The following is a 16,522-nucleotide window of genomic DNA, read 5'->3' as shown; positions in this document are numbered from 1 at the left end:
ATTAGGTAGCTAAAAAACAAGCAATTCGAGTTTAGAAGCGATATTGATACGCTTGAATGTTATCAAAGACTTGTTGCGTTAAATCTGCATATGCACTGCTGTTGGGTAACAGGACCAGCAAACGTTCATCCGTTTTTTTCGGGTCAAAGGCTTGTGCTTTTAGCTTGTTCTTTTGGTATTTAAATGTTCCTGTAGTTTCAACTTGCTTTTGTACGCGTAAGAAAACGGGTACAGCATAGGCAGGGAGGCATTTTTTAAAGCTCACGAGCATTTGAGCTAAATCCTGCTCATTCAGTTCAGCGCCATCTGCCAGTGTAATCGCAGCCATTCCCGCACGACCATTGGTGTTCGGAATTTCAACACCATATACTACAGCTTCGGTGATTTTGTCATATTCACTAACCATGTTTTCAACTTCAGTCGTGGACACATTTTCGCCTTTCCAGCGGAAGGTATCGCCTAAGCGGTCGACGAATTGGGCATGACGAAAGCCAATGTCGCGGACTAGGTCCCCTGTGTTGAAATAAGCATCGCCGGATTTGAAGACATCTTTAAGAATCACTGATTTATTTTTTTCAGGGTCGGTATAGCCATCAAAAGGGGAGCGGCGGGTAATTTTACCAATCAATAAGCCAACTTCGCCTTTTTTGACTTTGATACAGCCGCCCTTGGCATCATAAACAGGCGCATTTTTTTCTTTATCAAACTGGATAATGGCATAAGGCGTAGGTGAAAAGCCGACAGTGTTGTCAAAGTTGAATACATTGCTAAAACCGACATTGCCTTCACTCGATGCATAAAGCTCTAAAATTTCTTCAATACCAAACCGCTGTTTGAATTTGTCCCAAATATTCGGACGCATGCCATTGCCGATCATTTTGGTGACACGGTGGCCTTTTTCTAACGTTGAAGGTGATGCATCCATGAGGTAGCGACATAACTCACCGACATAGCCAATGGCAGAGGCATCGAACTTTTGCACATCTTTCCAAAAAGCAGAAGTGGAGTATTTACGGCGTAAAGCCAAGGTGCCCGCACCCGCAATCACGCCACACCAACACACCACAATGCCTGTTGCATGGTACAGCGGCAAGGTGACATACATCACATCGTCTTTACCGAGGTTCAGCACGTGCCCGTAGGTTCCATAAGCCAACGTCCAGCGGCTATGCGTGAAAATAACGGCTTTAGGCAAACCGGTTGTGCCTGAGGTATAAATATAAAATAAGCCATCTTTACCCAGCACACTGTGTGTGGTTGGTGTATTGAATTTGGCAAAGGCATCAATTTTTTCAGCAAGATTACTAAAACCTTGTGGTGCAAGGCCTGCATCTTTTTGGGTTTCTTGGTCAGCAAACCAATAGAAACGATCCGCAGAGAGATTTAAATCATGACGGATTTCATCAACTGCGGCACGGCATTCTTCACCCACGATGACTGCAATGGGTTTGACCAGATTAATACTATGCGCCAGCACTTTACCGACTTGCGAGGTATTGATTAAAGCCGCAGTAACGCCGATTTTGGCAAGTGCAATCACGGTTGCAACCAATTCAGGACGGTTTTCAATCATCACTGTGATGACATCACCCTTTTTTGCCCCGATGGATAAAAAATAATGCCCGATTTGGTTTGCCCATTCGTTGAGGGCTTGATAGCTAAATTTTTGATCTTCAAAAAGCAAGGCCATACCGTGAGGGTTGCGCTTCACTGCTTTTTCAAAAGCAATCCCGAGGCCTGCTGGGGTGTTTGGGGTACGTAAATATGCTTGCTTTAATCCACTGAGTAAGTTGGGAACTTTACTGATGAATTGAGGAAGTTTTGCTGCAACGTCAGTAATACCAATGAGGTCATGTGATGGGTGTTGGCTCATATGAATCCTAATTATTTTATGCAATCCAATGCGTTTGAATAGTGCTCAGTTTCTACACTTGTTCTTTTAATCGTTTCGGTCTAGTGCAATCAACCTAATCTGACGAAAATAACAAAAAAACCTAGCCACTGACATGACTAGGTTTTTAAAATTTACAACTCTAGGGCGAATTACGACTCAGTCGGGCTCGCTTTTTTCGGTGGACGACCACGTGGACGACGTGGGCGAACTGGCTTGTCCGAGTCTGATTTATCCGACTCGTCCGCAGCTGTTTCCGCTACAGTTTCAGTGGCTTCTACTTTTTCAGCTTGCTTTGATGCTCTAGGCGCTTTGGCTTGAACCGGAGCAACAACAACTTCCACTTCTTCAACCGCAGCTACATCAGCCATGCTTTTCACTTCACTGCTTTCAACGGCAATAGGCGCTTCGCTTTCTGTTACAAGAGCAGGCTCGTTTTCCTCTGGAGTTACAGCAGGCGCAGCTTCAGCAGCAGGCGTTTCTGCAACAACCGCTGTTTCAGGCGCTGACGATTCAGCAACAGGTGTTGTTTCGCGCGCTTGTTTGGCTTGTTCAGCAGCCAGTTTAGCTAAACGACGACGCTCACGCGGGTCATTTGCAACACGTTGTTCAGACACAGGTGCAGGCGGTATCAGGTCCAATACTGGAACTGGCTCTGCTTCAGGCTGCGCTTTTGTGATTTCAACATCACGGGTGACCGGTTTTTTCTCTGCTTCAACAGCAGGCGTTGTCACAGTTTTGCTTAACGTTGCTGCATACTCTTCAGTAAATTTCTGAAGGGCACGGTTGAAGGTTGGAATTAAACCAAACTGCTCAATCAGCACTGAACAGTCTTCACCATAGACATGGCGAATCAAGCTGCTGATGGTGTACTGACCTAAAGTTGGCACCTGTGAAGGTGTGAGTTTAGGTGTTTCAGTTTGCTGTGTGTGTGCAGCGCGTTGTTGGCGACGGCGTTGGCGTGGATCATTGCTGGCACGTTTTACGCTTTCACGTGGTTTTTGCTCTGCTTGTTGTTCAGCAGGTGCTGCTACAACTTCAGTTGCTTTCTCCTGTACCACTTTCTCAGCTTTTACTTCAACTTCTGCTTTCGCAACAGCCGCTTGCTGAGGCTTGGTTTCGGTTGCAGTGTGTGCAGGCGGAGTTAATGCCATGATTTCACTTTGCGCTTGATCGACATTGACCACATGGGCTGTTGTGATCATTTCTTGACGCGGCGCTTCAATCAACTCAACTTTAACTTGAGGTTCTTGAACCACAGCTGGCGCTGCTTCAGTCGCTTGCTCATTCAGTACACTTGGGTCGCGATGGCGATTTGGGCGTTCTGGACGAGGTTGGTTACGGCGGTCACGACGTGGCATTGCATTTTGCTGTTCGTTTTGAACATCAGTGTTTTGCTGTTGCTCACCGTGTTGGCGACGTGATGAACGCTTGTTTTCACGCGGTTCTTGACGTTGCTGTTCACTGCGCTCTGGACGGTCTTGACGTTGTTGTTCACCGCGCTCAGTACGCTGTTCATGACGGTCTTGGCGTTGTGATTCATTGCGTTCAGGACGTTGTTCATAACGATCTTGGCGCTGTTGATCTTGACGAGAGACCTGCACAATTTCTTCATGAACTTGGTTGTCATGTTGCGCATTTTGCTCACGTGACTCTTTGTGCTTATTAGGGCGCTTTTTATTGTGGCGTGTACCACGTTCCTCTTTCTCTACATGCTTATCTTCACGGTGTTCAGATTTTGCATGAACAGGTGCAGAGCTCATGTAGACATTATTGCTTGGCGCGACAGGTGCCACAGCAGGCGTGCCAACTTGACCAAACTGACCACGGCTCACTGCACCACCATTTACCATTTGCTCAATGGCAGCAGCAGCATTATTTGCAGAGCGTGATTGATCGACAGTCGCGGCTTGTTTTTGTACAAACAAGTTCTCTAACCATGCACATGGGCTGCTTGAAGGTGCAGTCTGAGCAGGGGCTTGTTGCGCAACTTGTTGTTGTGGCGCGTTGTTACGAGGTTTTTTGTTGCTTTTTTCTTGTTGTACAGGCGCAGGAGCGGCATGTTGATGCACATGATCTGCACCATCTAAATGCCATTCTGATGACTCGTAACCCAACTCTTTTTCGCTTGAACGTGTTGCTTCTGTGCGTTCATAGCTGGTTGGTGCAAAGCCTTCAGGGTTATACGAAATTTCGTAATGTGGTGTTTCTAAGTGTGGGTGCGGAAGTACAGTCACACGAACACCTGAAGTTTGTTCGAGGTAAACCAATGTGTGACGCTTTTCATTCAATAAGAATGCTGCAATTTCAACTGGAACCTGTACTTGAACTTCACCATGACGTTCACGCAGCGCAATTTCTTCTACTTTACGCATGATTGAAAGCGATAATGAACGCAAGTCACGGACCATACCTGTGCCATGACAGCGTGGGCAGACATAACCTGTTGCTTCTTCAAGCGAAGGGCGTAGACGTTGACGGCTCATTTCCATCAAGCCAAAACGAGACAATTGACCGAATTGGATACGGGCACGGTCGCTTTGTGTAGCTTCGCGAAGTTTCGCCTCCACCATACGTTGGTTGCGGTCTTTGGTCATGTCGATAAAGTCGATTACTACCAACCCACCAATGTCACGTAAACGTAGTTGACGTGCAATTTCTTCTGCCGCTTCAAGGTTAGTATTGAGCGCTGTATCTTCAACGTCGCTACCACGGGTTGATTTTGCAGAGTTAATGTCAATTGACACTAATGCTTCGGTTTGGTCAATAACGATTGAACCGCCTGAAGGAAGTTTAACTTCACGTTCATAAGCTGTTTGAATTTGGCTTTCAATACCAAAATGCGCAAATAACGGCTCATTTAGCGTATAGGTTTTTAGCTTGTCGATTTGACGAGGCATGACTGCTTTTACGAAGTTATAGGCTTCGTTATAGGCTTGCTCTGAATCAATTAAGATTTCAGCAACATCATCACGTAAATAATCACGAATCGCACGCGTCACTACGCCCGCTTCTTGGTGAACCAACATTGGTGATGGACCAGAACTTGCTGTGTTTTGGATTTGCGCCCAAAGATCCAGTAAGTGCTGTAGGTCAAGTTGTAACTCTTCTTGAGAACGGCCAATACCCGCAGTACGTACAATCACGCTCATGCCACGAGGTACATTTAATGACGCCAACATTTCTTTCAATTCTTCACGTACTGAACCTGAAATTTGACGGCTAATACCACCACCTTTCGGGTTGTTTGGCATGAGTACCAAATAGCGACCAGCTAAAGAAATGAAGGTAGAAAGGGCAGCGCCTTTGTTGCCACGTTCTTCTTTTTCAACTTGAACCAAAAGCTCTGTGCCTTCAGTAATCAATTCGCGAATGTTTGAAGTTTGGCGTGGGTCTGCTTGGTAATATGAATTTGCGATTTCACGCATAGACAAGAAGCCTTGACGTCCCGCACCATATTCAACAAAGACGGCTTCTAAAGAAGGCTCAACGCGAGTCACGTGACCTTTATAGATATTGGATTTTTTTTGTTCACGGGTACGATTCTCTAAGTCAAAATCGTAAAGACGCTGCCCAGTGACAAGTGCAACGCGAATCTCTTCTGCATGTGTTGCATTAATCAACATACGTTTCATGGGTGTAACACCTAATAGTGATACACAGCAAACTATCGCTAAACACGTAGCGAACATCAAACATCACGGACCAATTTTACTCAGATCTCAAATAAACCAATTGTGGTCTGAGTTTTATTACCTGCCTTTTTGATCGGCTTCGGTTTTGATTCACATATTGATGATGGCAATACGGCTTCAATCTTTAAACGATTAAAGTCTCCTGCGCGTTTCACTGGCGGACAAGCGGTGCATTGGATGTAAGTAACTTTCACTGTCACATTTGCTCGAAGAGCAACCCTTCTTTTTGGATAGGGTGTCTTGATACGGAATTATCATCGTACCTTTACAACTGAACAGATCCATATGCATCAACGCTGTGGCCTGAATACGACATCAGGGAGCGACTAATCTGATGTATATCAGTTTACGTTTAAAAACCAACCTTCGTTGGTCACATATTTTTTTGGGCAAACTGATTTATGTGCAGATGCACAATTAAACCTAACAGTTTGCTGTTTTGCCGATATAATAAGCCTTCGGCGTCGGCATAATTCTTTTGGGACCGTTCCAAGCTGAGTTGAGTTATTTTCTTAACTATTCAATTTAAAATTGAAATGATTAAGCTTTTGACTCACTTATGGTGGTATCCGTGCGCTGACTATATCAAACCTTGTACCATCTGCCTATGGGCTAAGCTAGTCTTTCTTGTGTAAAGCATAGCCTAAGTGGTCATTTTTTATTCAAATTCCGTATTTTTTAGGTCGCAGTAACTGTATGAATTCTACCCAACAATGGCAAAACGTGACGTGGTTTGAAGTGGACGAGCATCAAGCAGGGCAACGGATTGATAACTTTTTATTTAGCCGTTTAAAAGGTGTGCCTAAAAGTCGTATTTATCGCCTGATTCGTGAAGGTCAGGTTCGCGTGAATAAAAAGCGTATAAAAGCAGAAACTAAGCTGTCTATTGGTGACCAAATTCGTGTGGCCCCGATTCGCTATGAACAAAAAGATGAAAATGCGGCGCCTGTTTCTGACAAAGTAGCACAGAGTTTACTCAGCCGTGTGGTGTATGAAGATGAGGGCTTGATGGTTGTCAATAAGCCATCGGGCATTGCCGTACATGGCGGAAGTGGCGTGGCTTATGGTCTGATTGAAGGCTTACGTGCGGCAACAGGTAAAAAATACTTAGAACTGATTCATCGTATTGACCGTGATACCTCAGGTTTGGTGATGATTTCTAAAAAACGTAGTGTGTTAAAAAGTTTGCAAGACATGTTGCGTGAACACAAAATTAAGAAAACTTACGCCGCTGTTGTCAAAGGTGTGGTGAGTTTAGACAAGCAGTTAATTGATGCACCTTTGCACCGTTATGAACTGGCCAATGGTGAACGTCGTGTGCGTGTGTCGAGTGAAGGTAAAGAGTCTAAAACACAGTGGAATGTGGCTGAGCGCTTTATGCATGCAACCTTAGTTTATGCATCGCCACTTTCAGGGCGTACCCATCAAATTCGTGTGCATGGTTTAAGCATTGGTCATCCACTGGTCGGGGACGATAAATATGGTCATGAAACAGAATATAAAGGACCGAAACCGCGTCGTTTATGTCTGCATGCAATGCGTTTAGACATCCCAGGTTATGCGCCAATTGAAGCGCCGTTACCTGAAGATATGCAGAGTATTGTGGCGCAGCTAAGAGCACAGAAGAAGGACTAAATCTTTTCCCTTTCATTTTGGGAGAAGTGATAAAGCCATGATTTTTGTTGGTTGTGATTAATTCAAAAGGATGCTGTATTGGTCATCGTTACTTTTCAAAGATGAAAAGTAACAAAAATCTTTTGTTGAGCTGATGGAACGTCCTGAACGCGCTTTAAGCACTGATTTAAAGCGAAATGCAAGTCAGCTCAACGGTGACATCCTTGTCGCCATTGTGTAGCAAATGCATCGTGTAAATTGACTTTATAAAAGTAAATATTGGAACCCCAGAATGAACAAACCTGTAGAACTGATTATCTTTGATTGGGATGGGACATTATTTGATTCAGTGGGGCAGATTGTGGCGAGTTTAATGTTTGCCGCGCAGCAATTTGCACAGCCTTTAACTGCTGATGCAGCAAAAAGTATTATTGGTTTAGGTTTGCCAGAAGTCGCGCAGCGATTATTTCCTCAAGTGCCTGAGTTACATACTGAGATTTTGCAATGCTATGCCGAGCATTATGTGGCGAACTCGAAAGGTGATGTCTGGTTCGACGGCGTAGCCGATATGTTGAATGGCTTACGTGAAACGGGTTTACAGTTGGCGGTGGCGACAGGTAAAAGTCGTAAAGGCTTAGATCGAGTATTAGCGCAAACACAGAGCCAAGCACTATTTGTGACAACGCGTGCTGCCAGTGAGACCAAATCTAAACCGCATCCTTTGATGTTGGAAGAGATTTTAGCTGAAACGGGTGTGTCTGCGGAAAGCGCGATTATGGTCGGTGATACCAGTTATGACCTAGAAATGGCGCGTAATATTGCCATGCCGAGAATCGGGGTGAGCTATGGGGTGCACACACCTGAAACGCTCAGACAATATCAACCTTTAGCCATCGCGGATGATGTGCCGAGCTTGCATCAGCATTTATTGCAATATGTTGACTTTAAACAAGTGATTTAACTTGAGTCGTCTAAATATATAGCCTGTGGAAGATGGTCAGAGTGAGTCTGACTGTTTTGGGTCGATCATCTTTAAAGCTTTTGTCTTTAGTATGTTTTAAGGCGAATGAACGTTTCATTTAACTTTTGGATTTGTAATTTGAAAAAGCTCTGATTGGGGCTTTTTTTGTGATGTTGTCGTCGAAAGGACTTCAATCATCGTTTTTATATTGGATGGTTGTCATTTGACAGGATGACCAAGAAATGAAAAACAGGGTACTTATAGCGTAATAAAACCTGCTGCGACATTGATGCTAATGGCGAGAATCGAGGTATTAAAACCATAAGCTAAAATAATGTGCAGAATATTGAGAATACGCATCGAACGCGAAGTAATAGAAACATCCGCGGTTTGCGCAGAAGTACCAATCACATAACTAAAATATAAAAAGTCGGGATAGGTCGGTTGAGCTGTTTTGGGAAAGTCTAAGCCTGCATCTTGTTGGTCTGCGAGGGCCAGATAATAATCATGCGCATAATGAATGGCAAATACGGTATGCATAAAGAACCATGCGCTAATAATGGTGAGTAAGGACAGCGCTAAGTGCCCATATTTGATGGTTGGGTCATTCGGAAGATGAGTCAACTCTAATACAATCGCAATTAAGCACATGAGCAAAGTCATGATCACCAACAGTAGAATGATCCATTTGCTGGCATCTTGCTGCTGTGCATGTTGCAGAATGTGCCGATGGTCAACAGACCACAGGGTGGTCATGGTTTTGACTAAATAACTTGAGACGGCAATATTCCAACTGATCAATAAATTTGTCGACCAAGACCAGTCGGTAAATGTATTCAGCAGCGTATAAAAAACAGCAGTCAGCAAAAAACTAATGAAAAAGAAGGGGCGAAATTTCATTGCTGTTTTTAAACGCTGCAAAGTGGGCATTGGCATAATTTTCTCCTTCTTCGTTTTATTTTTTTTTGTGCAGCTCTAAAGTCGCAAGATCTACTTCAGTACCAGTCTGTGTTTGGACTTCAGTTGTAGGGAAACTGAAAAAAGCCAGTTTTTCTTAGCCTATCCTAGCTTAAAAAGAATGCAAAATGAAAAAGCGAGATGTCATCGACATCACTGAAAAACAAAAGGGTAAAAATACGCTTGTCTTACAGCGTATAGTTCCATGAGAAAGGTGCGTAACTATTTATTTTATTCAGAAAATAGTGGCGCGCCGAATGAGATGAGTAATGAGGACTCACTGCGGATTTATTCGCGGTTAATATCCAAATAAAATACCCGAGTCAGTAATTCTAAAAATTTAGTCACTACCAATGAGCTGTTATTTTTACGATAGTTCACATACAGATCCAAATACGGCAGCTCAACCTCAAGTGGACGAATTACCGTGTTGTTCATGCTAAGTGGCGCAACATAACCGGGTAAAATTGTACAGCCGAGCCCTAAGCCAATCGCATTGATATTGAATAGAATATTGTCCGCTTTTTGCACAATGTTGAATTCGACATTATGAGCTTTGGCAAAGTCTAAAATCGTCTGGTGTAAAGTCTGTGACTGCTCGGCTGCGGGAATAATAAAATCAATGCTATTTAATGCTTTAACCGGAATTCGCTCGTATTGGGCCAAAGGATGGTCTTTTGGCAACAGGAAAATGAGTGGTTCACGCAGTACAAACTGGCTTTCAATTTCATCACTATGGACATTATTTCGCGTAAAGCTAATGTCCAACTCCCCTTTTTTCAGCAAACGTAGTTGCTCAGTATTGTTCATACTGAATAACTCAATTTTTAACTCTGGGTTTTGTACTCGTAAATTGGGCAGTACATAAGGAAAGATTTTCATTTCCGCCACAGGGACAAAACCAATGCGGAGCATCTGCTGTTTGGCCTGTGACACTTGGCGTGCCATAGCGACCGCTTTGTCTGCCTGAGCCAAGGTGAGACGTGCTTGTTCAAGGAAAACAGCGCCTTCTTCCGTGAGTTCAACTTTTCGCTTGGTTCGATACAATAACTGCACACCGACATCTTCTTCAAGGTCTTTGATTTGCTGACTTAATGAAGGTTGAGCAGTATAAAGTTTCAGTGCTGCTTTACTAAAGTTCAGTTCTTCAGCAACAGTAATGAAATAGCGAAGGTGTCTAAGTTCCATATAAATAACCCACTGACTAATCCAAAAAATGTCTTACCATGACTGCGATAAAGTATAATCGATAAACAATGATGCCGTGAAGATGATTCAATTATTTAGAAAATAAATGATCTTGGGTTGAGTCTTAAGACTTTTCTATACGAAATAACTTTTTTAATAATTGCTAAAAGGTATTAATTAAATATTGAAAATAGTTCATACCAATCACCTGAAAATCAGGGGAGGTGAACTACATAAAAATACAGTTGCGTTTTGCCGAAATTGGATATGATAAAAACATAAATATAATTTAATTGAACATACGGGCTAAAAATCGATATGGCAGATTCAAATAAACTGGTGGTCTATGCCGCGCTGTTGGGGAATTTAGCCATTGCGCTGGTAAAATTTATTGCGGCTTATTTGACCAACAGCTCTGCCATGTTGAGTGAAGCCATTCACTCTGTTGTGGATACCTTAAACGAAATTTTACTGTTATATGGACTGAAGAAGTCGAATAAACCCGCCAATTTTAATCATCCTTTTGGCTACGGGAGAGAGCTATATTTTTGGGCCTTCATTGTATCTCTTATGGTCTTTGCCTTAGGGGCATTGGTGTCTATGTACAATGGGATCATGCACATTTTGCATCCTGAACCCATTTTAAACCCGACCATCAATTATGTTGTACTTGGCTTTGCATTTGTAAGTGAAGGTATTTCATGGTGTGTTGCTCTGAAAGTGTTTCGTAAGGCGAAAGGTCAGCAAGGTTATTTTGAGGCCTTTCGTCGCAGTAAAGACCCCACCACGTTTACAGTTTTGTTTGAAGACTCTGCTGCATTAATTGGTCTGTTGATTGCTTTTCTTGGTATTTATTTGGCACATCGTTTAAATATGCCTGCACTGGATGGGGTGGCATCTATTCTGATTGGGCTGGTTCTGGCGGTATCTGCTTTTCTACTGGCACGAGAAACCAAAGGTTTATTGCTTGGTGAAACCGCGGACCTGCATGTACGGCAAAATATTTTAAAAATTGCCCAAGATGATGAAGGCGTATTGTCGGCCAACGGCTTACTGACCGAACAAATGGGTGCCAAACAGGTTTTGGCCTCATTGAGCGTGGAGTTTGAAGATCACCTGACTACCGATGAGATAGAAGCGTGTGTCAATCGAATTGAAGCAAAAATTAAACAAAATCATCCTGAGATTGTGGCACTCTTTGTGAAGCCGCAATCAAAAAAAGTGTGGTTAGAGCGAATGCAAGGACGCTTGGAATAGGTTAAGGTAGAGGTCAGTTTTCAAAACTGGTCCTGTTACTGGTGTATTGCAATAAAGATAACGACGTTAAATGAAGCCAAAATCAACTGAACTCCATTATCAAATTCCGACTGAAAATACCATGTCCCATACATGGCGGCAGCCCGAATTTCAGTTCCTACACTCCGACCATTATAACGGGACTCGCTTTGTCAATTCGGTTCGTCGACCTGAGGGCCGTAGTCGAGGCGACTTGCTAAAATGGCTGATTAAGCGTAAATCTTCGACATGGAATGTGGATTTGGCACAAGAGTATGCACACTTTCATGCCGATAAAAAAAGCCTGCCGCAAGATCGGCCCCATGCCGATTTAAAGGATTGGCAGGTGTGGTTTGTGGGTCATGCCACGGTATTACTTCAAATTGGGCCCTATAACTTATTGACCGATCCTGTATGGGCGGAACATGTCAGCCCGAAGCAAGGGCGGGGACCTCGCCGTGTTATGCCTGCTGGCATAGCCTTGGAAGATTTACCGACCATTCATGCGGTGCTCTTGAGCCACAACCACTATGACCATATGGATATTGCCAGTCTGAACTGGTTGTATGAGCGTTTCGCCATGCCCATTTACACAGGGCTAGGCAATGGATGGTATTTACCCAAGCACTTACAAGTATTGGAAATGGATTGGTGGCAGTCGGCGCGTCTGCATGATTTAAAACTGGTCTATACCCCAGCACAGCATGGTTCTGGCCGTGGGCTGCGTGATCAAAACCGTGCGTTATGGGGTGGGTTTAATATTCACTGTGGCGCTGACTATGCTTATTTTGCGGGCGATACGGGCTATTCACCGCACTTTAAAGAGCTGCATCAGCGTTTTGGCGCACCGCGAATTGCATTACTGCCCATCGGGGCGTATGAACCGCGTGAGCTGATGCGCTATATGCATATGAATCCGCAAGATGCCTTTCAAGCGCATAAAGACCTGCATGCCAAATGCTCGATGGCTATTCACTATCGCACTTTTCAGCTGACTGATGAAAGCCGAGAACAGCCTGAAATTGACTTAAAAGTGGCAATGAAAAATAGCTCGAAGCTGATGAATCCGTTTGTTTGCTTAAGAGAAGGTCGACGTTTAAGCGTGTAATGAACGCTTTAAGTATAAGATCAGGTGATGGCTGGCAAAACAGTCATCACCAAAATATCTTTCAAAAAATCTAAAAACCGAAAGTATGCCTCTTTTTTGTTTAATTTTTACTCAATTTGAGCCGCGCTCATTGCTGGTAAGGCTTGTCTAAGTTTTAATCGATAAATTCAATTGAAAATGTCCATCAACCTCGTATAAAAAGCCTTTCTTTTTGCTGTGTTTTCATCGGATCTTATCTTGTTGAAAAGTTAAAACTCTTTCTTTCTTAAATATTTACATAGAAGAATCCGATTGTTTTTATTCTTAAAACTCGCTTTAGATTGTCATCAAAAGGGGCTATGTTAGAACAGTAATAATTACTTTAAACGGTTCATGATAATCATAATTTGATGATCAAATTTGGAGCTCGACATGACACAGAATATGCAAGCATCAGGTTGTCCATTTCACCAGAAAGATGGTGGACAAACGAGTTTAGCCAGCACCAATAATTCTGATTGGTGGCCGAATGCGCTCAATCTCGACATCCTGTCGCAACACGATAAAAAAACCAACCCGATGGATCCTGATTTTGACTATGCAGCTGCATTCAAATCATTGGATTTAGAAGCGGTGAAACAAGATCTCCGTGAACTCATCAACAGCAGCCAAGAATGGTGGCCATCTGACTATGGTAGTTACATTGGGATGTTTGTACGTACCGCATGGCACTTGGCGGGTTCTTACCGTAAACAAGATGGACGTGGCGGCGCTAACACAGGGAACCAACGTTTTGCACCCCTCAACAGTTGGCCTGATAACGTCAACACCGATAAAGGCCGTCGCCTACTATGGCCAATCAAACGTAAATATGGCAACAAAATTTCATGGGGCGATTTAATCGTTCTTGCTGGGACTGTAGCTTATGAAGAAGCAGGCCTGAAAACCTTTGGCTTTGGTGGTGGTCGTCTAGATATTTGGGCACCCGAAAAAGACATTTACTGGGGTGAAGAGCGTCAATGGCTGGCACCAACGGCAAACCGTTATGCCAATGACCAAGACCGTAAATCGCTTGAAAATCCATTAGCTGCGGTACAAATGGGATTAATCTACGTCAATCCAGAAGGGGTTGATGGCGTCCAAGATCCACTTCGTACTGCACAAGACATGCGTGTCACTTTTGACCGTATGGGAATGGATGATGAAGAAACTGTAGCACTCACTGCGGGTGGTCACACCGTAGGTAAAGCGCACGGAAATGGTAAAGCCGAAAACTTAGGGGCAGATGTCGAAGGCGCAGACGTGGAGTTCCAAGGTCTCGGTTGGCATAACTCAGAAGGTACAGGCAATGGCGCGAACACCATGGTCAGTGGTTTAGAAGGGGCTTGGACCACACACCCGACCAAATGGGATAACGAATTTTTCTATCTGCTGTTCACTTATGAATGGGAAAAAACCACCAGTCCTGCGGGTGCGAAACAATGGGAACCGATTAACATCAAAGAGGAAGATAAACCTGTTGATGCACATAACCCGAATGTACGCCGCAACCCAATGATGACCGATGCCGATATGGCGCTGAAAATGGACCCTGAATACCGTAAAATTTCAGAGCGTTTTTATGCAGATCCAGCTTACTTGTCTGAAGTGTTTGCGCGTGCTTGGTACAAGCTCACTCACCGTGACATGGGACCAAAATCTCGCTATTTAGGTGCAGATGTACCGAATGATGATCTGATTTGGCAAGACCCAATTCCATCGGTCGATTATGTTTTGTCTGAAGCTGAAATTGAAGACTTAAAAGCGAAGTTGCTAAATAGCGGTTTAACTTCGGTTGAATTGATTAATACTGCTTGGGATAGTGCGCGGACTTTCCGTGGTTCCGACTACCGCGGTGGCGCCAATGGGGCGCGTATTCGTCTTGCACCACAAAAAGACTGGGTGGGCAATGAGCCTGAGCGTTTAGCCAAAGTTTTGGCGAAGCTTGAAGAAATTCAGGCGAGTCTGGCGAAAAAAGTCAGCATTGCTGATTTGATTGTATTGGGCGGTACGGCAGCGGTTGAAAAAGCGGCGCATGCTGCGGGTGTGAATATCAAAGTTCCGTTCCTTGCAGGACGAGGTGATGCGACTCAAGAGCAAACAGATGTCTATTCTTTTGAAGATTTACTCCCTAAGCATGATGGTTTCCGTAACTGGGTCAAAGAAGATTACAGTGTACAACCTGAAGAAATGTTGTTAGACCGCGCACAATTACTCGGTTTGACTGCGCCTGAAATGACGGTTCTCGTCGGTGGTATGCGTGTGCTTGGTACTAACTATGCAGGTACAGCAGAAGGCGTGTTGACGGCTCGCGTAGGGGTATTGAGCAATGACTTCTTTGTGAACTTAACGGATATGAAATATAACTGGAAACCCGTGGGTAAAAACCGTTATGAAATTGTAGACCGTGCGACAGGGGCAACCCAATGGACGGCGACACGTGCCGACTTAGTTTTTGGTTCGAACTCGATTTTACGTTCATATGCAGAAGTTTATGCGCAAGATGACAACAAAGAGAAGTTTGTAAAAGACTTTGTTGCAGCTTGGGTGAAAGTAATGAATGCTGACCGTTTTGACGTCAAGTAGTTTAATTGAAATAAAAAACCGTCCTTTAGGACGGTTTTTTAGATTGCAATATATTGATATTATTAAATTTTGTATGGCGTGAATTATGTTAATTTTAAAGTGGATTAATGCGATAGGAGTTATTCACATGTGCTTTTTCCAGCCTCTACCTGTTTAATACTAATACCGCTGTTATTTTCTAAAATACAAATTTGAGAGTTAAATGACTTATTAATAGTGCTTAAAGTAATTGTATAAGCTAAATTTTTTTCTAACTTATCTAATGGGATAGCTATACAATTTTTTTCACTAATAGGTAAGTCTGTTTTTGAGTAAGATTTTTCATATTCACTTTGATATTCTTTAGAAAAGTCAATTTTTGCAAAATGAACTAGAAAATTATCTTTTCCATAATCTTTAGATTCATTCGTGAAAAGACATAAATTATCATTAATAATTTTTGTATTAAGATCTCGACTCTGCTGATTACAACCTATAAGCACCATTGCTACAAAACTATATATTATTTTTTTCATAATCACGATTTCGGTAATAAATTTTTATTTGAGGGGTTAAGTAAAAAATCTCTTAATATTTTCTCAACATAGCCTAATAATTGTAAACTTTTTTGATGATGATCCCGTTTGGGATTAACTTTTTGTAAATAACAAGCATCAAACCAAAACTCAATAATTCTACCTTGTTGTTCAAAGTTAAAATCTTGAAATTTTTTATTTAAATCTCGACCTCCTAAGTCCGTGTCATAGGCTTCTAACTCATTGTCCGAGTCAACAGAATTGACCTCCGAAGTATATCCTCCTTTACATAATTGTTTTATCCCAAGCCAACCAGTTGATGTCCCCATTTGATATTGCCAAACATGTACCATTTCATGAATAAACCAATGACGGTTTTCACCTGTAGCTTTGCTATAGTCAGGTGTTTTTAAGTAATCATCTTTCGGTAAATAGATTTCCCCAGCAGGCGTCATGGCATTACCTGTTTTTGTATGTATTAAGCCACCTAAATGTATCCAGACCTTAGAGTAATCAATTGCATCTTTAAAAATCAGGCGAGACATAGCTATTTCACCAGAAGTTAACAGTCTTTTACTTCCGACTTTAATAATAGTAGCAGCTTGATTTTTCATCTCTGCATCTATTTTTTGTAATTTAGAAGTTATACTCTTTAAAACAGTATTTTTAGGATTTCCTCTGCCTGTTACTCTATTCGCCATGTTCATGATCCTC

11 protein-coding genes are annotated in these 16,522 nt (G+C 42.9%); 5 read left to right on the top strand and 6 right to left on the bottom strand.

Annotated elements, in window-relative coordinates; translation table 11 throughout:
* Positions 1-31: 31 nt before the first annotated feature.
* Both AC4CU2_RS15010 and AC4CU2_RS15005 read right to left on the bottom strand, forming a co-directional pair.
* On the bottom strand, positions 32-1,873 hold the full coding sequence (locus AC4CU2_RS15010) for a long-chain-acyl-CoA synthetase (RefSeq protein WP_490769040.1): 1,842 nt from the start codon (positions 1,871-1,873) through the stop codon (positions 32-34).
* Between the two features lie 170 nt (positions 1,874-2,043).
* Positions 2,044-5,526, bottom strand: coding sequence for an Rne/Rng family ribonuclease (locus tag AC4CU2_RS15005; protein ID WP_490769039.1), 3,483 nt, complete (start codon positions 5,524-5,526; stop codon positions 2,044-2,046).
* Between the two features lie 756 nt (positions 5,527-6,282).
* Between AC4CU2_RS15005 and AC4CU2_RS15000 the strand changes: the two genes are divergently transcribed.
* Complete coding sequence (locus AC4CU2_RS15000; RefSeq protein WP_004692575.1) at positions 6,283-7,221, top strand: RluA family pseudouridine synthase; 939 nt, start codon at positions 6,283-6,285, stop codon at positions 7,219-7,221.
* Positions 7,222-7,492: 271 nt separating this feature from the next.
* Positions 7,493-8,161, top strand: a complete 669-nt coding sequence (locus tag AC4CU2_RS14995; protein ID WP_490769038.1) for an HAD-IA family hydrolase — start codon at positions 7,493-7,495, stop codon at positions 8,159-8,161.
* A gap of 258 nt (positions 8,162-8,419) precedes the next feature.
* Here AC4CU2_RS14995 and AC4CU2_RS14990 read toward each other — a convergent pair whose 3' ends face one another.
* Both AC4CU2_RS14990 and hcaR read right to left on the bottom strand, forming a co-directional pair.
* Positions 8,420-9,097 (bottom strand): DUF1345 domain-containing protein, encoded by a 678-nt coding sequence (locus AC4CU2_RS14990; RefSeq protein WP_114392485.1) that lies wholly within the window; start codon positions 9,095-9,097, stop codon positions 8,420-8,422.
* A 309-nt stretch (positions 9,098-9,406) separates the two neighbouring features.
* A complete protein-coding gene (hcaR, locus tag AC4CU2_RS14985; protein WP_490769037.1) occupies positions 9,407-10,306 on the bottom strand; it encodes a DNA-binding transcriptional regulator HcaR in 900 nt (299 codons plus the stop codon).
* Positions 10,307-10,624: 318 nt separating this feature from the next.
* On the opposite strand from hcaR, the gene AC4CU2_RS14980 reads away from it, so the two are divergent.
* The 3 genes from AC4CU2_RS14980 to katG all read left to right on the top strand — a co-directional run bounded on the left by AC4CU2_RS14980 (position 10,625) and on the right by katG (position 15,293).
* The gene (locus AC4CU2_RS14980) at positions 10,625-11,563 is read left to right on the top strand and encodes a cation diffusion facilitator family transporter (RefSeq protein WP_176537089.1); all 939 of its coding nucleotides are present in this window, start codon (positions 10,625-10,627) and stop codon (positions 11,561-11,563) included.
* Between the two features lie 70 nt (positions 11,564-11,633).
* Positions 11,634-12,689: an MBL fold metallo-hydrolase gene (locus tag AC4CU2_RS14975; RefSeq protein WP_078425250.1), complete on the top strand. Its 1,056-nt coding sequence runs from the start codon at positions 11,634-11,636 to the stop codon at positions 12,687-12,689.
* Between the two features lie 411 nt (positions 12,690-13,100).
* Positions 13,101-15,293, top strand: coding sequence for a catalase/peroxidase HPI (gene katG, locus AC4CU2_RS14970; protein WP_490769036.1), 2,193 nt, complete (start codon positions 13,101-13,103; stop codon positions 15,291-15,293).
* A gap of 119 nt (positions 15,294-15,412) precedes the next feature.
* Here the strand turns inward: katG and AC4CU2_RS14965 are convergent, their stop codons facing one another.
* Complete coding sequence (locus AC4CU2_RS14965) at positions 15,413-15,814, bottom strand: NF045616 family extracytoplasmic (lipo)protein (RefSeq protein WP_335343051.1); 402 nt, start codon at positions 15,812-15,814, stop codon at positions 15,413-15,415.
* On the bottom strand, positions 15,811-16,509 hold the full coding sequence (locus AC4CU2_RS14960) for a zinc protease (protein WP_490769035.1): 699 nt from the start codon (positions 16,507-16,509) through the stop codon (positions 15,811-15,813). Before AC4CU2_RS14960 ends, AC4CU2_RS14965 begins: the two co-directional genes overlap by 4 nt.
* Positions 16,510-16,522: the final 13 nt, after the last annotated feature.

This window comes from Acinetobacter sp. 797_lipA, assembly GCF_058243025.1.
The sequence above is the reverse complement of the archived record's forward strand: the minus strand, read 5'-3'. Positions and strand labels throughout refer to the sequence as shown.